Source organism: Mycobacterium senriense (assembly GCF_019668465.1).
In the GTDB taxonomy this organism is placed as follows: Bacteria; Actinomycetota; Actinomycetes; order Mycobacteriales; family Mycobacteriaceae; genus Mycobacterium; species Mycobacterium senriense.
Genome location: NZ_AP024828.1, coordinates 2,263,652 through 2,282,897 on the forward strand (window position 1 = coordinate 2,263,652; position 19,246 = coordinate 2,282,897).

General features: G+C 66.3%; 15 protein-coding genes and 1 pseudogene. 10 read left to right on the forward strand and 6 right to left on the reverse strand.

Annotated elements, in window-relative coordinates:
• Positions 1-90: 90 nt before the first annotated feature.
• Complete coding sequence (locus MTY59_RS10790) at positions 91-567, reverse strand: NINE protein (protein WP_221045631.1); 477 nt, start codon at positions 565-567, stop codon at positions 91-93.
• 130 nt (positions 568-697) lie between these two features.
• On the opposite strand from MTY59_RS10790, the gene MTY59_RS10795 reads away from it, so the two are divergent.
• The 5 genes from MTY59_RS10795 (at position 698) to MTY59_RS10815 (ending at position 5,169) form a co-directional block, all read left to right on the forward strand.
• Complete coding sequence (locus MTY59_RS10795) at positions 698-1,084, forward strand: DUF2237 family protein (protein WP_065027515.1); 387 nt, start codon at positions 698-700, stop codon at positions 1,082-1,084.
• A 96-nt stretch (positions 1,085-1,180) separates the two neighbouring features.
• Entirely contained in the window at positions 1,181-2,452 is a 1,272-nt protein-coding gene (locus tag MTY59_RS10800) for a sulfotransferase family protein (protein WP_221045632.1), read from the forward strand.
• Positions 2,453-2,466: 14 nt separating this feature from the next.
• The gene (locus MTY59_RS10805; protein WP_221045633.1) at positions 2,467-3,705 is read left to right on the forward strand and encodes an MBL fold metallo-hydrolase; all 1,239 of its coding nucleotides are present in this window, start codon (positions 2,467-2,469) and stop codon (positions 3,703-3,705) included.
• On the forward strand, positions 3,702-4,184 hold the full coding sequence (locus tag MTY59_RS10810; protein ID WP_221045634.1) for a VOC family protein: 483 nt from the start codon (positions 3,702-3,704) through the stop codon (positions 4,182-4,184). The genes MTY59_RS10805 and MTY59_RS10810 overlap by 4 nt, the downstream gene beginning before the upstream one ends.
• Positions 4,185-4,197: 13 nt before the next feature.
• Positions 4,198-5,169, forward strand: coding sequence for an LLM class flavin-dependent oxidoreductase (locus tag MTY59_RS10815; RefSeq protein ID WP_221045635.1), 972 nt, complete (start codon positions 4,198-4,200; stop codon positions 5,167-5,169).
• A 378-nt stretch (positions 5,170-5,547) separates the two neighbouring features.
• Here MTY59_RS10815 and MTY59_RS10820 read toward each other — a convergent pair whose 3' ends face one another.
• Positions 5,548-6,198 (reverse strand): GntR family transcriptional regulator, encoded by a 651-nt coding sequence (locus MTY59_RS10820; protein ID WP_221045636.1) that lies wholly within the window; start codon positions 6,196-6,198, stop codon positions 5,548-5,550.
• 68 nt (positions 6,199-6,266) lie between these two features.
• Between MTY59_RS10820 and MTY59_RS10825 the strand changes: the two are divergent.
• The 3 genes and pseudogenes from MTY59_RS10825 (at position 6,267) to MTY59_RS10835 (ending at position 9,738) form a co-directional block, all read left to right on the forward strand.
• Positions 6,267-7,630 (forward strand): annotated as a pseudogene (locus MTY59_RS10825) (LLM class flavin-dependent oxidoreductase).
• Positions 7,623-8,807, forward strand: coding sequence for a CaiB/BaiF CoA transferase family protein (locus MTY59_RS10830; RefSeq protein WP_221046378.1), 1,185 nt, complete (start codon positions 7,623-7,625; stop codon positions 8,805-8,807). Before MTY59_RS10825 ends, MTY59_RS10830 begins: the two are co-directional and overlap by 8 nt.
• A gap of 16 nt (positions 8,808-8,823) precedes the next feature.
• Positions 8,824-9,738, forward strand: a complete 915-nt coding sequence (locus tag MTY59_RS10835) for an HpcH/HpaI aldolase/citrate lyase family protein (RefSeq protein WP_221045637.1) — start codon at positions 8,824-8,826, stop codon at positions 9,736-9,738.
• 28 nt (positions 9,739-9,766) lie between these two features.
• Here the strand turns inward: MTY59_RS10835 and MTY59_RS10840 are convergent, their stop codons facing one another.
• Genes MTY59_RS10840 through prpD form a run of 4 tightly spaced genes read right to left on the reverse strand, consistent with a single transcriptional unit; the run spans position 9,767 to position 16,702 of the window.
• On the reverse strand, positions 9,767-13,150 hold the full coding sequence (locus tag MTY59_RS10840; RefSeq protein WP_221045638.1) for a pyruvate carboxylase: 3,384 nt from the start codon (positions 13,148-13,150) through the stop codon (positions 9,767-9,769).
• Positions 13,151-13,155: 5 nt separating this feature from the next.
• Complete coding sequence (locus MTY59_RS10845) at positions 13,156-14,283, reverse strand: bifunctional 2-methylcitrate synthase/citrate synthase (RefSeq protein ID WP_221045639.1); 1,128 nt, start codon at positions 14,281-14,283, stop codon at positions 13,156-13,158.
• Positions 14,280-15,197 (reverse strand): methylisocitrate lyase, encoded by a 918-nt coding sequence (gene prpB / locus MTY59_RS10850; RefSeq protein WP_221045640.1) that lies wholly within the window; start codon positions 15,195-15,197, stop codon positions 14,280-14,282. The genes MTY59_RS10845 and prpB overlap by 4 nt, the downstream gene beginning before the upstream one ends.
• Positions 15,197-16,702, reverse strand: coding sequence for a 2-methylcitrate dehydratase PrpD (gene prpD, locus MTY59_RS10855; protein ID WP_221045641.1), 1,506 nt, complete (start codon positions 16,700-16,702; stop codon positions 15,197-15,199). Before prpD ends, prpB begins: the two co-directional genes overlap by 1 nt.
• Before the next feature lie 109 nt (positions 16,703-16,811).
• On the opposite strand from prpD, the gene MTY59_RS10860 reads away from it, so the two are divergent.
• Complete coding sequence (locus MTY59_RS10860; RefSeq protein WP_221045642.1) at positions 16,812-18,266, forward strand: short-chain fatty acyl-CoA regulator family protein; 1,455 nt, start codon at positions 16,812-16,814, stop codon at positions 18,264-18,266.
• Complete coding sequence (locus MTY59_RS10865; protein WP_221045643.1) at positions 18,254-19,243, forward strand: D-2-hydroxyacid dehydrogenase family protein; 990 nt, start codon at positions 18,254-18,256, stop codon at positions 19,241-19,243. The genes MTY59_RS10860 and MTY59_RS10865 overlap by 13 nt, the downstream gene beginning before the upstream one ends.
• The last annotated feature ends 3 nt before the right edge of the window (positions 19,244-19,246 follow it).

A 19,246-nucleotide genomic window follows, 5' to 3' on the forward strand; every position in this document is an offset into this window, starting at 1 on the left:
ACCGTTGCAAAGCCGTCCAGGTTAAAATCCGGCCCAACGCGAGCCAAAAACGTTGGCGGACAAGCGGAACCGCTGTTCGTTCTCGAGTTACTAACGCAGCTTGCGGCCGTGGTTGTCTTTGACGCTGCCGGTGAAGATCATGATCGCGTCGACGATCGCCCAGACGATGCCGCCGAGCAAGACCGGAAATCCCAGAAAACAGAACAGGTTGAAGAGAACTCCGAACAGACCAACGCACAACTGTGCTACCGCAATCTGAGTCGAGTCGATGTAGAAGCGGCCGATACCGAACAAGCCGAGAAACAGCTGGAGCAGGCCGGCGGTGGTGGCGGACTTGTCCGACAGCGCCAGCCCGGTAACCGGGTCGCGGCCGTAGGGCGCCTGCGGGTCAACATATCCCGGGTAACCGGCGTACGCCGGATAGCCGGCGTGCCCGGGGTAAGCCTCCGGAGGCGGATATCCCGGCGGTGGCGTATACGGATTCGGTTGCGATCCGTAGCCGGGCGGCTGCCATCCCCACGGCGGCTCGCTGGGCGGATTTCCGGGTGGGTTGGGCGGCGTCGACATCGGTTCGAGTTAACACGGCCGCCGGCCGGGCGTCCACATCGGCCGGCGACGGGACCGGCGTCAAAAAACCTGACGGCGCGGTCCGCGGAATTGCTTCAAACTTCACCCCTGAGAGCGCAATACTGAAGGGGTGCCTGATCGAAATGTGTTAGGCGGTCCGCTGGAACCCTGCGGCACAGACCCGCTGACCGGCTTCTACCGCGACGGCTGCTGCTCGACCGGTCCTCAGGACCTTGGGCGGCACACCATCTGCGCGGTGATGACCGCCGAATTCCTGGAACACCAGCGTTCCATCGGCAACGACCTGTCGACACCGGTGCCCGAGTACCGGTTCCCGGGCCTGTTGCCGGGGGACCGCTGGTGCGTGACCGCGCTGAACTGGCTGCGCGCTCACCACGACGGATGCGCCGCGCCGGTGGTGTTGGCGGCCACTCACGAGAGCACCCTGGAAGTGGTGCCTCTGGAGGCGCTGCAAGAACACATGGTCGACGTGCCCGACGATCTGGCCAACCTGTAGTGCCGGGCCACCGGCGAGGTGGATGAACGACGGATCTCCACCGCGGCTAGCGTCTGTGTCATATTTCTCACCTGACGCGTCGAAGAGGGGTTCGGAGTGGGTCCTGCGGTTGACGACATCGACTTCGACGACTTGACCGCGCCCCAACTGACCGACGTGCAGCGTCAGATCCTGAAGTTCACCGAAGCCCGGCCCGTCGACCTCGACATCGATCGGATGCTCGCGGAGGCCGTCGAGCAGACCGGCCTGACGGCCGGAGCCGCCGATCTCGACGACACCGACGGTTTCGCCGACCGCCTGCGCGCGCACGTCGCGGCGATCGAAGCCGACGAAGGCCTGCGTCAGCTCACCCGCGGCTCGCTGCGCCAACGAATCGTGCGCCTGCTACGCAACCGCATGTCGCTGACCGAGCTCATCCGGCGGTATCCGGAGGTCGAGTCGATCCCGATCGAGAAGCCGTTCATCGTCGTCGGGATGCCGCGCTCCGGCACCACGCATCTGGTGAATCTCATTGCCTCCGATCCACGTCGGCGCGCACTGCCGTACTGGGAGAGCCAGGATCCCATCCCCGCGCTTGGGCAGGGTCCGGACATCTTCGGCGTTGACCCCCGCTACGCGCGCGCCAAGTCGGAACACGATGCGCTGATGGCCAGCGCCCCCGTGGTGGCCGCCATGCACGACCGGTTCCCCGAGGCGATCGAGGAGGAAGTGGAGCTCCTCGACCTCGATCTGGCCTCCTACGTGCTGGAATGGCATGCGCGCGTGCCCGGCTGGCGTGACTATTACCTGGGTCTCGACCAGACCCGGCACTACGCCTACATGAAGAAGGTCCTGCAGGCGCTCACCTTCCTGCGCGGGCCGCGGACGTGGGTGCTCAAGAGTCCGCAGCACTGCGAGCAGCTCGGCCCGCTGATGGCGACTTTCCCCGATGCCACAGTGGCTTTCACCCACCGCGATCCCGTCGCGGTGATCCAGTCGGCGATCACCATGATGGCGTACTCGGACCGGTTGCGCCGCAACAGCATTGACCCGCAGTGGCTGCTGGACTATTGGAGCGATCGCGTGCACCGACTGCTCAGCGCGTGCGTACGTGACCGCGACCTGGTGGCGTCCGAACGCAGCATCGACATCAACTTCCATCAGCTCAACGGCAACGAGATGCCGGTGCTCGAACGGCTTTACCGGTGCGCCGGTGTCGATCTACCGCCGAAGGTGCGGCAACGTTTCCAGCGCTACCTGGACGGCAATCCGCGGGGCAAACACGGCCGCATCCGCTACGAATTACAGCGGCACTTCGGCACGTCGGCCGAGGAACTGCGCGGCCGTTTCGGCTTCTACTTCGACAAGTTCGACGTCCGCCCGGAATGAAGGAGTCACCAGCGATGTCCGAACCTGTCTATCGGAGCAGGCCGGGTGCCGACGCGATGCGCCCGGCGTCTGCCGAGAAGGCCGAAGAGATCGCCCCGGGATTGTGGTGTTCGCCCGGCTTGTCCAACTCGTATCTACTCACCACGGCGGAGGGCCGGGTGATCGTCAACACCGGCATGGGCTTCGAGGGACCGGTGCATCGCGCCAACTTCGACGCCGTGGACTCGTCGCCGGTGCGCTACATCATCTTCACGCAGGGCCACGTGGATCATGTCGGCGGCCTGGACAGCGTGCGAGATCCCGAGACCACCGTTGTCGCACAAGCGAACTGGAAGGCTTGGCGCGACGACAACGACCGGCTCATCCCATACCGGGCCAACCGCAGCGTCTTCGCCTTCAAGGACACCCTGGCCAGTGGCATCCAGGCCATCCAGCGGCGCCTCGGTACCACCCGGCTGGCCGGCCAGAGCGTGCCCGTCGTCGACGTCGACTTCGAGGACACCCTGCGCCTAGAGGTCGGCGGCCGACGCATGGAACTGATTTCCGTGCCCGGCGGCGAGACCACCGACTCCTTGGTGATCTGGTTGCCCAACGAACGAATCTGTCTGTGCGGAAACACGTTCGGACCCCTGATCGGGCACATTCCCAATCTCGTCACCATGCGCGGCGACCGGTATCGGGACGCGTTGACGGCCATCGCATCGGTGGAGAGGGTCCGCGACCTGCAGGCCGACCTGCTGGTGACCGGCCACTTCGAGCCCATCAGGGGTGCCGAACGCATCAATGCGGAGTTGACCCGACTGCGCGACGCGATTCGATACATCCACGATCAGACCGTTGCCGGGATGAACGCGGGCAAAGACGTTCGCGCCTTGATGCGGGAGATCACCTTGCCACCGGAATACGAAGTGGGCCAAGGGTACGGCAAAGTCGCGTGGGATGTGCGGGCGGTCTGGGAGAACTACTCGGGCTGGTTCCACCACGAATCGACCACCGAGCTGTACCCGGTCGCATTCGATTCCGTCGCCGCCGACGTGGTCGAGCTGGCCGGCGCTGATGCGCTGGTGGAGCGGGCGCGGACACACCTGGCCGCCGATCGTGCGCTGCAGGCCATCCACCTCGCCGAGCTTGTCCCGGCCGACCACCCGGGGGCTCGCGGCGTGCTGCGGGAAGCGCATGAAAAACTGCTCGCCCACAGCACGAACTTTTGGGAAAGTGCCTGGCTCCGCCACCAGATCGCGAGGAACACATGACGGCATTCGCGCTACGGCCCGAGGACTTCTACCACACCGGCATCATCGTGTCCGACCTCGAGGCGGCGATGGCCCGGCTGACGGCACTGGCCGGTTACCGCTGGATCACCCCGGTCAGCTACACGTTGCCGTTTCGCATGACGAGCGGAACCCAGGAGGTGACATCGACTTTCGTCTATTCGCTGCAGGCGCCGCACGTCGAGTTGATCAAGGAGGTACCGGGGACGGCGTGGACGGCGGCACCCGGCAACGCGATTCACCACCTCGGCTACTGGACCGACGATTTGGCCGAGAGCGCAAGGAGATTGGAAGACAACGGCTTCACCTTCGAAGCGACCGCCGACACCGCTAACCCGGATCTGGCGCTCTTCGCCTACTACGTCGACGCGGCGGGAACCCGCATCGAGATCGTCGACCGCGCGCTGTTCCCGGACTTTCCGGCCTTCCTGAAGGCGGCGGCCGGACCGGACGCGTCATGAGGCGGGACCGCCAATGCTCTTGACGGTACTGCGCTTCAACTTCGCTTCCCCGCAAGGTGATCCACGCACGCAGGCTAAGCTTCTGTCGGCGGCGCTCGAGCTTGGGCAGTGGGGCGAGTCCCACGGCATCACCTCCATCAGCGTCGACGAGCATCACGCGACCGGGCACGGGTGGAGCTGCAATCCGATCATGGCCGCGGCGATGTTCTTGGCCCGGACCTCTACGCTGATCGCGAGCGTCGACTGCGCACTGGGGCCGCTGTGGAACCCGGTGCGGCTTGCCGAAGACATCGCGCTCGTTGACAACATGAGCCGCGGCCGCCTGCACACCACGGTGGGTCTGGGATATCGCACAGTCGAATACGAGGCACTGGGAGCGGATTTCGGCCGGCGCGGTGCACTGATGGACGGCCTGCTCGAGCGGATGCTGGCCGTCTGGACCGGCGGCGATCCGGAGAACGCGATCTGCGCCGGCACCTGGACGCGGCCGCATCCACCGCTGTACGTCGGCGGCGGCGCTCGCGCCACGGCGCGCCGCGCGGCCCGATTCCGGCTGCCGCTCAGCCTGGCCGATCACCTGCCGGACATCGCCGCGTACTACCGCGAGCTGTGTGCCGAGGCCGGCATGTCGCCGTTCGTCCTCATGCCGGGGCCGATCAATCGCGGAATGATCTACCTGCACGAGGATCCGGACCGGGCATGGGCGGAGCTCGGCGACCACATTCTCTGGGAGGCAGTCACTTACGGCCGATGGTCAACCGCCCAGCGTTCGCTTATGCACCTGCCGGGTGTCCGAACCCTGGACGAGGTCAGGGCGTCGGGCCGATACCGCTTCCTCACCCCCGATCAGCTGATCGCGGAGGTGCGCGACGCGGACAATTACGGCCCGCTCGTCATGCATCCCCTGGTCGGCGGCATGCCCGTCGACGAAGCGTGGAAGTCGGTCCAGATGCTCACCGACAAAGTCCTTCCCGCGCTCGACTGACCGCACCGAATCCTCAACCCCCGATTGCGAACCCGGATTACGGGTACCTGAGCTTGAAGCCAAGCTGAGTTACGAAGAGGGAGATCGATGAGATCTGAGGCAAGCAAGGCGATGACATTAGCCGGCGGTGCTGCCATGTTGGCGCTCGGGATCGGTTGGGGTGCCGGCACGACTGCATCGGCCGACGCTCCCGCGGCGCCACCGACGCCCACGTCGGCCAGCCCGGCGCCAGCGCCCCCGCCACCCGCACCCGCGCCCCAGGTGCCATACGGCGGCGGCGCGAGCGGTACCACCAACGGCGGGGGAGCGGGGGCCGGCGGCGGAGCGGGGGGAGGCGGGAGAGCCGGCGGCGGTGGCTGAGCCGACCCGGCAACGGCACTAACCGCCGCTGTGCTGCTCCAGCCACTCGGCCAGCGAGCGACCCGCGTCCAGCACATGTCGTTCGGCGATGGTGCGCGCCCGCTCGGCGTCTTTGTCACCGAGGGCGTCCAGCAATTCCTGGTGTTCGTCGAGTGAGTGCTTCTCGTGCTCGGGGAACAAGGTGAGGAAATTGCTCGGCACCACGCGGGCGACCTGCTTGATCTGATTCAACAGTCGCGGCGAGTGGGCGGCGCGGTGGATCATCTGGTGAAAATGCCAGTTGGCCTCGCCGATGCTGTCGTCGCCGGACCGTGCGACGACGTCGGCCGCAAGTTCATGCAGGGTCTCCAGCTCGGCTGTCTCGATCCGCTCGGCGGCCCACGCCGCGGCCTGCCCGGTCAGCACACCGAGAATGGTGAAGCTGTCCAGCACGTCACCCGGGCTGATGCCGAGCACCGTCACGCCGCTGCGTGGGGCGACTTGGACCAGCCCTTCGAAGGACAGCTCCAGTAGCGCCTCGCGCACCGGCGTGCGGCTGGTCGCGAACTCCTCGGTGATGGCGTCGAGGTCGACGCGTGATCCGGCAGGCAGGGCGCCGGTGAGAATCCGGTCGCGCAGCTCGCGTGCTGCGCGCTCGCGGACCGTCCCGGCGATGTCGATGCCTGCCACCTGGGCAGAATACCAAACGACAGATCTAGCGTTTGAAATCTGAAATATCAGATGTTACGTTTCAAACCATGCGCACCGACAGAATGGCGCTCGTCGCCTTCATGCAGGCCGGCAGCACTTCCGTCTACGCCGGCTCGTGGCGGCACCCCGCAACCGAGCACCGATACCTGGATGCCTCCTATTACGCCAAGGTCGGTCGCCAGCTCGAAGAGGGCTGCTTTGACCTGATGTTCTTCGACGATCGCTTGGCGATGCCGGGGGTCTACGGCGGCTCGGCGGACGAAGCCGTCCAGTACGGCGCCCGCCCGGTCAAGCTGGACCTCAGCGTGATCCTCGGGGTGCTCGCGCAGGCCACGTCGAAAATCGGGCTGGGCGCCACCTACTCGACGACCTACTACCAGCCATTCCACGTCGCGCGGACCTTCGCCTCGCTGGATCACCTTTCGGGTGGCCGCGCCGCCTGGAACGTGGTCACGTCGGTCAACGACAGCGAAGCACAGAACTTCGGCGTCGACGCACACCTCGGCCACGACGAACGTTACGACCGCGCCGACGAGTTCATGGATGTGGTGACCGGCCTGTGGGACACCTGGGAGGACGACGCGATCCTGCACGACCGGGTGTCCGGGCAGTACGCGGACCCCGCCAAGGTGCACGAGTTGGGGCACGTCGGCCAGTTCTTCTCATCGCGCGGCCCGTTGACGGTACCGCGCACCCCGCAGGGCCGCCCGGTCATCATCCAGGCCGGCTCGTCGGGCCGCGGCCGCGAATTCGCTTCGCGGTGGGCCGAATTGATCTTCACCGGCGACCCGGGTATCGACGTCGCGCGCAGCCACTATGCGGATCAAAAGGACCGGATCGCCGACGCCGGCCGCGATCCCGCCGCGGTTCGCATCTGCCCCATGGCATACGCGGTCGTCGGCGAGTCGGAATCCCACGCCACGGAGCGCGAAGCCATGTTCCTCGATGATCTGTTCATCCCATGGCATCCCTGACGCTGTTGTCGGAGTTGATGAATTATGACTTCGCGCAACACGATCTGGACGACCCCGTCACCGACGAGCTGATCGCGTCAGTCTCCGGAATTCGCGGGCTGGTGCAGAACCTGCGCAAGCACATCGGCGGTGACACTGTGACCGTGCGCGACCTCGCCAACCATCGCGCCACCCTGCTGCAGGGGCCGCGTTTCGTCGGCACCGGCCAGCAGGTCGCAGACCAGATGGCGGACTGGTTCGAAACCGGCGCCTGCGACGGATTCGTGCTGGCCGCAACGCATCTGCCCGGAGCGTTTGAAGACGTCGTGCGCATGGTGGTGCCGGAGCTGCAACGCCGGGGGCTGTTCCGCACCGAGTACGATTCTTCGACGCTGCGCGGACACCTTGGGCTGCGACGTCCTTCGAACGCCCGGGCAGCCGCCGGTGCCAATGCTTGACGGACTGCGGGTACTCGACCTCGCCACTCTGGCCGCCGCGCCGCTGGTGGCGACCTACCTGGGCGAGTTCGGCGCCGACGTGATCAAGGTCGAGGATCCCCGCAACGGCGACCCGATCCGGGGCTGGGGTCACCAGCGCGACGGCGTGGGACTCATGTGGAAGTCGTTGTCGCGCAACAAGCGCTCGATCACCCTGGACCTGCGCTGCGCCGAAGGCCAGGCGCTGGTGCGCCGACTGGTGGAGCATGCCGACGTCGTCATCGTCAATACCCGTCCGCAGACCTTGCGTAAGTGGGGCCTGGACTACGAGAGCCTGCGCGCGGTCAACGACCGGATCGTGATGCTGCACATCACGGGCTACGGGTTGACCGGCCCCAAGAGTGAGCGCCCCGGGTTCGGCACATTGGGAGAAGCGATGAGCGGGTTCGCGCACATCACCGGCCAGGCCGGCGGCCCGCCTACACTGCCGCCGTTCATGCTGGCCGACGGCGTGGCTTCACTGAACGCCACCTACGCGGTGATGATGGCGCTGTATCACCGCGACGTGCACGGGGGGCCGGGTCAGCTGATCGACGTCAACCTGATCGACCCGCTGGCCCGCCTGCTCGAACAGACGTTGTTGGGTTACGACCAGTTGGGTCTGGTACCCGAGCGGTCCGGCAATCGGTGGGATATTTCGGCGCCGCGCAACACCTATCAGACGGCAGACGGGCGGTGGCTGGCCATGTCCGGGAGCTCACCGGCGCTGGCGCTGCGGGTGTTCCGGGCGATCGGGCGAGACGACCTGGTGACAGATCCGGACTTCTGCGATCCTCAGCGCCGGCTTGCCAGGGCGCGTGAGGTCGACGCCGTGGTAGCCGATTGGGTTGCGACAAAGACGCTTTCGGAGGCGATGGCGGCCTTCGACGCCCACGAGGTGGCCGCGGCCCCGGTTTACGACATCGGCGATCTGGTCGCCGACGAGCAACTCACACATCGTGAGGTGTTCATGTCGGTCGACGATGCACAGCTCGGGGCGATGAAGGTGCAGGCTCCCGTTCCACGTTTCTCATCGGCGCCCGGCGCGCTCGGCCACCTCGGACCGCGCCTCGGCGAACACAACGCCGAGGTTTACGGCGAGCTACTCGGTCTGACTGCCAACGATATTGACGATCTGCGTGCCCGCGGCGTGTTGTGACAGAAGGAGTTCGCTAGTGACCGATCTACTCCGTCGTTCCGAACTCGCGGTCCCCGCGTGCAACGACAACATGTTCGAGAAGGGCGCCCGGTGCGGTGCCGATCTGGTGTTCCTCGACCTCGAGGATGCGACGCCCGCGGGCGTCAAAGTGGAATCGCGCGCCAAGGTCATCGCCGCTCTCAACGACGTCGACTGGGGTCGTACGGCCCGCGCCATCCGGATCAACGGCCTGGACACCCAGTGGTGCCACGACGATGTCGTCGATGTGGTGACCAAGGCGGGTCAGAACCTCGACACGATCATCATTCCGAAGGCCCGGCGGGCCCGCGACGTCTGGTGGGTGGACGTGCTGCTCACCCAGCTGGAAGCGAAACTCGGCCTGGACAACGCCATTCGGCTCGAGGTGCTCATCGAAGAGGTGGAAGGCCTGGCCAACGCCGAGGAGATCGCGGCTGCCAGCCCCCGCCTGGACGCCTTGATCTTCGGGGTGGGGGATTTCTCGCTGTCCCAGGGCGCGCGGGTGGACACCAACTTCGTCCCGCTCGGTGAATATCCCGGCGAATTCTGGGCTTACGCGCGCAACAAGGTGATCGTGGCCGCGCGCATCGCCGGGATCGACGCCATCGACGCGCCGTATCCCGACTACCGGGACCTGTCGGGCTACGAGCGCGACGCGCGGCGCGCATCGTTGCTCGGCTACACCGGTAAGTGGGCCATCCATCCCGATCAGGTGCCTGTCGCCAACGAGGTCTACGCCCCGACCGCCGACGAAATCGCCCGGGCTGAAGCCAATGTCGCCGCCTATCGGGAAGCCGAGGCCGAGGGCCGCGGCGCGGTCGGGGTGAACGGTGTGCTGGTCGACGCGGCCCACGTGAAGCAGGCCGAGCAGACGCTGGCGCGCGCCGCCCTGATCAAGAGCAGCCTCGCCTGATGGGGCGGCGACCCGCTCGCGATCGCCGCTAGTCGATCACCACCAGCAGGTCGCCACCCTCCACCTGAGCGGTGTGCGACACCGCAATTCGTTCGACCTTGCCGGCCTTCGGGGTGGTGACGGCGGCCTCCATCTTCATCGCTTCGATCGTCGCGATGGTCTGGCCGGCTTCGACTTCCCCGCCGACCTCGGTGGTCACCGTCACGACGCCGGCGAAGGGCGCGGCGATGTGGTCCGGGTTGGCGCGGTCGGCCTTCTCGGCGGCGGGCACGTCCGAGGCGACGCCGCGGTCACGCACCACGACGGGACGCAGCTGACCGTTGAGGATGCACATCACGGTGCGCATACCGCGTTCGTCGGCCTCGGAGACGGCCTCCAGCCCGATCAGCAGCTCGACGCCGCGCTCCAGCTCGACGCGGTGTTCATCCCCGTGGCGCAACCCGTAGAAGAACTGGTTGGCGCTCAACCGCGAAGTGTCGCCGTACAGCTCGCGATGGTCCTCGAGTTCCTTGGTGGGTCCCGGGAAGAGCAGCCGGTTCAGCGCGGTCTGCCGGTCGGCACCGGGTGTGGCCAACGCCTTCTCGTCGTCGGCCGACAGTTGTTGCTCCGGCTTCGCCGGACCGCGTCCCTCTAATGCCTTGGTGCGCAACGGCTCGGGCCAGCCGCCCGGCGGGTCACCGAGTTCGCCGCGCAGAAAGCCGATGACCGAATCCGGGATGTCGTAGCGTGCGGGATCGTCGGCGAATTCCTGCGCGCTGACCCCCGCTCCCACCAGCGCCAGCGCCAGGTCGCCGACCACCTTGCTGGACGGGGTGACCTTGACGAGGTGCCCCAGGATGGCATCGGCTCCGGCGTAGGCGTTTTCGATGTCCTCGAACCGGTCACCGAGGCCCAGCGCGATGGCCTGCTGGCGCAGGTTCGACAACTGGCCGCCGGGGATCTCATGGTGGTAGACGCGTCCCGTCGGCGCCGGCAGCCCGGATTCGAACGGCGCGTACACCTTTCGGAGCGCTTCCCAGTACGGTTCCAGGTCGCAGACCGCCGGCAGTGACAGCCCGGTGTCGTAGGCCGTGTTGGCCGCGGCGGCCACGATCGACGACAGCGCGGGCTGGCTGGTGGTGCCCGCGAGCGGGGCGGCGGCGCCGTCGACGGCGTCGGCCCCGGCGTGCCAGGCCGCCACATAGGTCGCCAGCTGCCCGCCCGGCGTGTCGTGGGTGTGCACGTGCACCGGTACATCGAAACGGGACTTGAGCGCCGAGACCAGCGTCGCGGCCGCGGGCGCGCGCAGCAGGCCGGCCATGTCCTTGATCGCCAGCACGTGTGCGCCCGCGTCGACGATCTGTTCGGCCAGCTTCAGGTAATAGTCGAGCGTGTACAGCTTTTCGGCCGGGTCGCTGAGATCACCGGTGTAGGACATAGCCACCTCGGCAATCGCCGCCCCGGTTTCCCGCACGGCGTCGATGGCCGGCCGCATCGAGTCAACGTTGTTCAGCGCATCGAAGATCCGGAAGATATCGATGCCGGTCGCCGTCGCCTCCTGGACGAACGCCGTGGTGACCGTCTCCGGATAGGGTGTGTAGCCGACGGTGTTGCGCCCGCGCAGCAACATCTGCAGGCAGATGTTGGGCAGCGCCTCGCGCAGCGTGGCCAGCCGTTCCCACGGGTCTTCCTTCAGAAAGCGCAGCGCCACATCATAAGTTGCCCCGCCCCAGCATTCGATGGACAGGAGCTGCGGTGTGGTCCGCGCGATATAGGGCGCCACCTTGATCAGGCCGCTGGTGCGGACCCGCGTGGCCAGCAGGGACTGGTGCGCGTCGCGGAACGTGGTGTCGGTGACGCCGACGCCGGGCGACTCGCGCAGCCAGGTCGCGAATCGCTCCGGCCCGAGTTCGGTCAACCGCTGCTTGGATCCCGCAGGCGGGTCAGTCGAGAGGTCGATGTCGGGCAGCTTGTCGTGCGGGTACACCGCCGACGGACGCTCACCGTGTGGCTTGTTGACGGTGACGTCGGCCAGGTAGTTGAGAATCTTGGTGCCGCGGTCGGCGGAGGTGCGGGCGGTGAGCAGCTGCGGGCGCTCCTCGATGAACGATGTCGTGATGCGGCCGGCCTGAAAGTCCGGGTCGTCCAGAACGGCTTGCAGGAACGGGATATTCGTCGAGACACCGCGGATCCGGAACTCGGCGACCGCCCGTCGCGCCCGGCGCACGGCCGTGGCGAAGTCGCGGCCCCGGCAGGTCAGCTTGATCAGCATCGAGTCGAAGTGCGCGCTGATGTCCGCACCCAGCGTGGTGCCGCCGTCCAACCGGATGCCCGCGCCGCCCGGGGTGCGGTAGGCGGTGATCCGGCCGGTGTCCGGGCGGAAGCCGTTCGCCGGATCCTCGGTGGTGATCCGGCACTGCAGCGCCGCGCCGTGCGGGACGACCGAATCCTGGTTCAAGCCAATGTCTTCCAGGCTCTGCCCGCCGGCGATCCGCAGCTGCGCCGACACCAGGTCGACATCGGTGATCTCCTCGGTGACCGTGTGCTCGACCTGGATCCGCGGGTTCATCTCGATGAACACGTGATTGCCGCGTTCGTCGAGTAAGAACTCGACCGTGCCGGCACACGTATAGCCGATGTTGCGCGCGAACGCCACCGCGTCCGCGCAGATCTGTTGGCGCAGTTCAGGGGCCAGGTTGGGTGCCGGTGCGATCTCGACGACCTTCTGGTGGCGGCGCTGCACGCTGCAGTCCCGCTCGTAGAGGTGCATGACGTTGCCCTGGGTGTCGGCCAGGATCTGCACCTCGATGTGCCGCGGATTGATCACCGCCTGCTCGAGAAACACCGAGGCGTCCCCGAACGCGGACTCAGCCTCACGGCTGGCGGCCTCGATCGCCTCGGGCAGCGACGTGGCGTCGGCCACCCGGCGCATCCCTCGACCGCCGCCACCGGCGACCGCCTTGACGAACAGCGGGAACTCCATCGACTCGGAGGCCGTCATCAGTTCGTCCACCGACGTCGAGGGTGCCGAGGAAGCCAGCACCGGAAGACCGGCTTCCCGCGCCGCCGCGATCGCCCGCGACTTGTTGCCCGTGAGCTCGAGCACCTCCGCGCTCGGGCCGACGAAGGTGATGCCCGCCGCGCCGCACGCTGCCGCCAGGTCCGGATTCTCCGACAGGAAGCCATACCCGGGGTAAATCGCATCCGCTTCGCAAGCCTGGGCCGTCGCGACGATGTCGTCGACCGACAGGTACGCGCGGACCGGGTGGCCCTCCTCGCCGATCTGGTAGGACTCGTCGGCCTTCAGCCGATGCACCGAATTGCGGTCCTCGTAGGGATAGATCGCGACCGTGCCGATTTCCAGCTCATAGGCCGCGCGGAACGCGCGGATCGCTATCTCCCCGCGATTGGCGACCAATACCTTCGCAAACACGGTATTTACGATAGAGCGCGCTGCGGAGGTCCGACATACTCGCTCAGCGGACGGATCAACGCGTTGGATGCGGTCTGCTCGATGATGTGTGCCGTCCAGCCGGTAATCCGGCTCATCACGAAGATCGGCGTGAAGATGCCGATGTCGAAGCCCATCAGGTAGTAGGCCGGCCCGGTCGGGAAGTCCAGGTTGGGTTTGATGCCATTGGCCTCGGCCATGCCCCTCTCCAGGACCTCGTAAATGTCGAGCCACTTCTGGCCCGCGCGGGCCGCGGCGACGCGTTTGAGGGCCTCCTTCATGGTCGGCACCCGTGAGTCGCCGTTTTTGTACACCCGGTGCCCAAAGCCCATGATCTTGTCTTTGCGATCCAGCTTGCCCCGCAGCCACTCCGCGGCCTTGTCGGCGGTACCGATCTCGAGCATGTCGTGCATGACCGCTTCGTTGGCGCCGCCGTGCAGCGGGCCCTTGAGAGCGCCGATGGCGGCGGTGACCGCGCTGTAGATGTCGGACTGGGTCGAGGTGACCACCCGGGCGGCGAACGTCGACGCGTTGAAGCTGTGCTCGGCATACAGGACCATCGACTGCTCGAACGCATCCACGACCACCTGCTCGGGCACGTCACCGAAGCACATGTGCAGGAAATTCTGCGCATAGTTCATGTGGCTGTGCGGGGCGATGGGTTCCAGGCCACGCCGGCGGCGCATGTCGGCGGCGACGATGGTGGGCAGCACCGCGAACATCCGCAGCGCCTTGGCGTAGTTGGCCGCCGGACTGCTGTCGTCCTCTTCGGGATCTTCGGCGCCCATAGAGCTGATGAAGGTGCGCACCACGTCCATCGGGTGGCAGGTTTCGGGCAACTTGGACAACAGCGACACCTGGGATCGGTTCAGCCGGCGGGCGGCCCGTTCCCGCTGGGTGAACAGCGCAAGCTGTTGATCGTCGGGCAGCTCGCCGTGCCACAGCAGGTAGGCGACCTGCTCGAAGCTGCAGTTGGCCGCCAGGTCTTGGACCGCGTATCCCCGGTAGGTCAGGGAATTGGTCTCCGGGACGACCTTGGAAATGGCGGTGGTGTCGACCACGACACCGGCCAGGCCCTTGTAGATGCGGGGTTGGTTGTCTTCGACGGTGCTCATTGCACGCCTCCTCGGAGGGCGAAGTTGTAAATGTCGGAATCGAATTGGTTGTAATCGGCGTAGCGCAGCAGCTCGTAGAGTCGGCTGCGCTGTTGCATGCGGTCTAGAAGCCCGGATTGTGTTCCGCTGTCGGCTATTTCACGAAGGCCGGCCTCGACCGCGTGCATGGCCAGCCGAAGAGTGGTCACCGGGTAGATCACCACGTTGTAGCCGATGTCGGACAGCTGCCGAGCGGTCAACAGCTCTGACTTGCCGAACTCGGTCATATTCGCCAGCAGCGGCGTGTCCACCGCGGCGCGGAACTGTTCGAATTCCGTCGGCGTGTGCAGCGCTTCGGTGAAGATCAGGTCGGCGCCCGCGTCGGCATAAGCCTTCGCGCGGTCGATCGCCGCCGGAATCCCTTCGATGCCGGCGGCGTCGGTGCGGGCGCAGATGATGAAATTCGGGTCGCGCCTGGCGGATACGGCGGCGCGCAGGCGTTTGATCATCTCGCCGGCCGGCACCACCGCCTTGCCGTCGAGATGTCCGCACCGCTTGGGGTTTTCCTGATCCTCCAAATGGCAACCGGCCAGCCCGGCGTCCTCCAGCACGGTCACGGTGCGCGCGGCACTCATCGGTTCTCCGAAACCGGTGTCGGCATCGATGAGGGTGGGCAGGTCGGTGACCGAAGCGATCTGTGCGCCGCGACCGCTGACTTCGGTGAGGGTGGTCAGGCCGATGTCGGGCAGGCCGAGGTCGGCCGACAGCACCGCCCCGGACACGTAGACCCCGTCGAATCCGAGTTCGGCGACGAGCTTTGCCACCAGGGGCGAGAAGGCGCCCGGAAACCGTTGTAGCCGACCACTTTCCAGCGCGGCGCGGAATTGCGCCCGTTTCTCTGCCGCGGGCGAGCCCGCGCCGATCAGTCCGCTCATCAGAAGATTCCCGCTGGAATCTTGGGCGCCTTCTCGAGCACCAGCGGACCGACGGTGATGTTGAGCGCACCCAGCGCGCCCGCCTGTAGGTCCGGCAGGGCCTCAGCAGCTGACAGGAACCGCTGCTGCTCGGTGTGACTGACGACAGCCTCGGCCAACTCGGTGAATTTCCCGATGTACTGCTTGCGCTCAAACGACCGGGCCCCCAAGGGGTGTGCGTCGGCGACGGCGATCTCGTCGACGATGACCTCACCGTTTTTCAGCGTGACCTCGGCGCGGGCACCGAATGCCTTCTCCGCGGGGTCGGCGGAGTGGTAGCGCCGGGTCCATTCGGGATCGTCGACCGTCGAGACCTTGCGCCACAGCTCGATGGTGTCGGGCCGGTGTGCCCGCTCCGGTGCGTAAGACCTTTCGTGATGCCAGGTTCCGTCCTGCAGCGCGACCGCGAAGATGTACATCACCGAGTGGTCCAGCGTTTCGCGGGAGGCATCGGGGTCGAACTTCTGGGGATCGCCTGATCCGGTGCCGATCACGTAGTGGGTGTGGTGGCTGGTGTGCAGCACGATCGTGGCGATCTGGCGCAGGTCGCCGATCTGTTCGCGCATCCGGCGGGCCAGGTCGATCAGCGCCTGGCTCTGATATTCGGCCGAGTGCTCCTTGGTGTAGCTGTCCAGGATGGCGCGCTTGGGCTCGCCGGGTTCGGGCAGCGGGACCTGGTAGGTGTGCTCGGGACCCGAGAGCAGCCAGGCGATCACCCCGTCCTCGCCCTCCCAGATCGGGGCGGGCGCGCCCTCGCCGCGCATGGCGCGGTCGACCGCCTCGATGGCGACCTTGCCCGCCCAGGCGGGCGCGTACGCCTTCCAGCTGGAGATCAGGCCCTTGCGTGACTGCCGGGTGGACGTCGTCACATGCAACGCCTGCCCGATCGCCTGGTAGATGGTCTCCTTGTCCAGCCGCAGCATGGTTCCCAGGCCGGCGGCCACTGACGGGCCGAGGTGGGCGACGTGGTCAATCTTGTGCTCGTGCAAGCAGATACCCTTGACCAGATCGATCTGGATCTCGTAACCGGTTGCGATGCCGCGAATCAGGTCGGCTCCGCCGATCCCGAGGTGCTGGGCAACGGCCACCAGCGGGGGGATGTTGTCGCCCGGGTGGGAGTACTCGGCGGCCAGGAAGGTGTCGTGGAAGTCCAGTTCGCGCACGGCGACGCCGTTGGCCCAGGCCGCCCACTCCGGGGAGTAATCGCCCTGGATGCCGAAAATCTTCGCGCCCTTGAGCGAGTTGGGGTGCGCCTGCGCCTGAGCCCGCGCCGCGGCGACCGGGCGACGCGTCACCGAGGCGGCCGAAACGGCGGCGTTGTCGATGATGCGGTTGATCACCATCGCCTCGGTATCCGCAGGCACGGAGATCGGGTCCGCCGCGACCTCGGCGATCTTCCACGCCAAGTGCTCGCTACGCGGGAAGTCGTCGGCGCTGCGCCGGGTTCGCACATCATGGATCCGCATAAGCCACACAGTACGCAGCGCCGGATACCGGGTAAATCCCCTGTAAAAGCGTAATTGTGTGTCCTTAGCGGCAGGGTTTTGCAAACTTTGTGAAAGGGGCGGGCGTAGCGTGTGTCAGGTGGCGAAGACGTTCGCCGGAGCGCGGCTGCGGCGATTGCGCGAGGAGCAGGGGCTGACTCAGGTGGCGCTGGCGCGCGTCCTGGGACTGTCGACCAGTTACGTCAATCAGCTGGAAAATGATCAGCGCCCGATCACGGTTCCGGTGCTACTCACGCTCACCGAGCGGTTCGACTTGCCGACGCACTACTTCGCACCGGAATCCGACGCCCGCTTGGTGTCGGACCTGCGTGAGGTCCTGGCCGATACGTCTGCGACGGCCGGGCAAGTCGAGGAGTTGGTCGCCCGCATGCCGGCGATCGGGCAGACACTGGTCAATCTGCACCGCCGGCTGCATGACACCACCGCCGACCTCGAAGCGCTGCACAGTCGCGCGAATGTCGACATGTCGGGAATGTCCCAGCAGCCAATGCCTTTCGAAGAGGTCCGCGATTTCTTCTACGATCGCAGGAACTACATCGGCGAACTGGACGTCGCGGCCGAAGATCTCTTCAACGAGAACCGGTTGCGCATCGGGGGTCTCGACGGCCAGCTGGCGGAGCTGCTCGCCGACCAACTCGGTGTCGCGGTGGTGATCGACGACGGCCAGGCGCTGGGTCCCAACTCCAAACGGCTGTTTGCGCCCGAATCGAAGACCCTTTATCTGGCGCGGTGGCTTCACCCCGGCCAGCGCGCTTTTCAGCTCGCCACCCAGATCGCCCTGCTGACCCAGGAAAGGATGATCACCGGGATCATCGCCGGCGACGATCAGCTCAGCGACGATGCGCGTGGCGTCGCCCACATCGGTCTGGCCAACTATTTCGCCGGTGCCCTGTTGCTGCCTTACCTGAGATTCCTGGAAGCCGCAGAGGGTGTCCGCTACGACATCGACCAGCTGGCAAGGCGATTCGATGTGGGGTTCGAAACCATCTGCCATCGGCTGTCCACCCTGCAACGCCCCAACGCGCGCGGCGTTCCCTTCATCTTCGTCCGCACCGACAGCGCGGGAAACATCTCTAAGCGGCAGTCGGCCACGGCGTTTCACTTCTCCCGTGTCGGCGGAAACTGTCCGTTGTGGGTGGTGCATCATGCGTTTTCCCGGCCCGGCCAATTCCTGACGCAGGTCGCGCAGATGCCCGATGAGCGCACCTACTTCTGGATAGCGCGGACCACGACGACCGAGCCGAGCCGCTACCTCGGTCCGGACAAGAGCTTCGCCATCGGGTTGGGCTGCGACGTCGCCCATGCCGAGAAACTCATCTACTCCGTAGGCATCGATCCGACCAACGCCGAATCGATCGTGCCGATCGGCGCCGGCTGCAAGATCTGTGACCGGCCCGCCTGCCCGCAACGCGCCTTCCCGTATCTGGGTCGCCCGGTATACGTCGATCCGCACAGCAGCACGGACCTTCCTTACCCGCCAGCGATAGCCATGCACCGGATTGGGGAGACGGCATGCCCAAGGTAGCGATTCTCGATGACTACGCGGGCGTGGCCTTACAGGTTGCCGACTGGTCGCCCGTGCAAAAGCGGTCCGAGGTAACCGTTTTCGGCCGGCACCTCGCCGAGGACGAGGCGGCCGATGCGCTGCGGCCGTTTGATGTGGTGTGCACCCTGCGAGAGCGGATGGCCTTTCCGCGCACCCTGATCGAGCGGCTGCCGGACCTGAAGCTGATCACGATCGTCGGCAGGAGCCTGCCCAACCTCGACATGGCCGCAGCAACCGAACACGGGATTTTGGTGGCACATTCGGATTTCGCCCATCCCCGATTCAAGTCCATGCGCGATGCCACGCCGGAACTCGCCTGGGGGCTGATGATCGCGACGGTGCGCAATCTCGCCGACGAGCATCGCAACATGCGGGCCGGCGGGTGGCAGAGCAGCGCGGGTATCACCCTGTCCGGCAAGACCCTCGGGCTGCTGGGCCTGGGCAGAGTCGGCCGGCGCATGGCCGAATACGCCTCGGTGTTCGGCATGGAAGTCGTTGCGTGGAGCCAGAATCTCACCGAGCAGGCCGCCGCGAGCGTGGGCGCCCGCCGAGTCGAGAAGGCGACGCTGTTCGAATGCTCGGACGTGGTCTCCATTCATCTGGTGCTCTCGGAACGCACCCGGGGACTAGTCGGTGCGGCCGAGCTGGCATTGATGAAGCCACACGCCTACTTGATCAACACCTCCAGGGGCCCGATCGTCGATGAGGCGTCCCTGCTGGCTGCGCTGGAAAGCCGGCGCATCGCCGGGGCCGGACTCGACGTCTATGACACCGAGCCGCTGCCGAAAGACCATCCGCTGCGGCTCCTTTCGAACGTGACCCTGTCTCCCCACCTTGGGTACGTCACCCGCGAGATGCTGGGCGCCTTCTACTCCGACTCGGTGGAATCGGTGGTGGCCTTCCTGGACGGAAAGCCCATCAGGATCGCTAATCCCGAAGTAACGCAACGAGATTAAACC

Excerpts from the sequence above, each read along its gene's own strand:
- MTY59_RS10810 (WP_221045634.1), top strand. The coding sequence starts at position 3,702 with ATGACGGCATTCGCGCTACGGCCCGAGGACTTCTACCACACCGGCATC.
- MTY59_RS10865 (WP_221045643.1), top strand. The coding sequence starts at position 18,254 with ATGCCCAAGGTAGCGATTCTCGATGACTACGCGGGCGTGGCCTTACAG.
- MTY59_RS10845 (WP_221045639.1), bottom strand. The coding sequence starts at position 14,283 with ATGAGCACCGTCGAAGACAACCAACCCCGCATCTACAAGGGCCTGGCC.
- prpB (WP_221045640.1), bottom strand. The coding sequence starts at position 15,197 with ATGAGCGGACTGATCGGCGCGGGCTCGCCCGCGGCAGAGAAACGGGCG.
- prpD (WP_221045641.1), bottom strand. The coding sequence starts at position 16,702 with ATGCGGATCCATGATGTGCGAACCCGGCGCAGCGCCGACGACTTCCCG.
- MTY59_RS10805 (WP_221045633.1), top strand. The coding sequence starts at position 2,467 with ATGTCCGAACCTGTCTATCGGAGCAGGCCGGGTGCCGACGCGATGCGC.
- MTY59_RS10815 (WP_221045635.1), top strand. The coding sequence starts at position 4,198 with ATGCTCTTGACGGTACTGCGCTTCAACTTCGCTTCCCCGCAAGGTGAT.
- MTY59_RS10790 (WP_221045631.1), bottom strand. The coding sequence starts at position 567 with ATGTCGACGCCGCCCAACCCACCCGGAAATCCGCCCAGCGAGCCGCCG.
- MTY59_RS10830 (WP_221046378.1), top strand. The coding sequence starts at position 7,623 with ATGCTTGACGGACTGCGGGTACTCGACCTCGCCACTCTGGCCGCCGCG.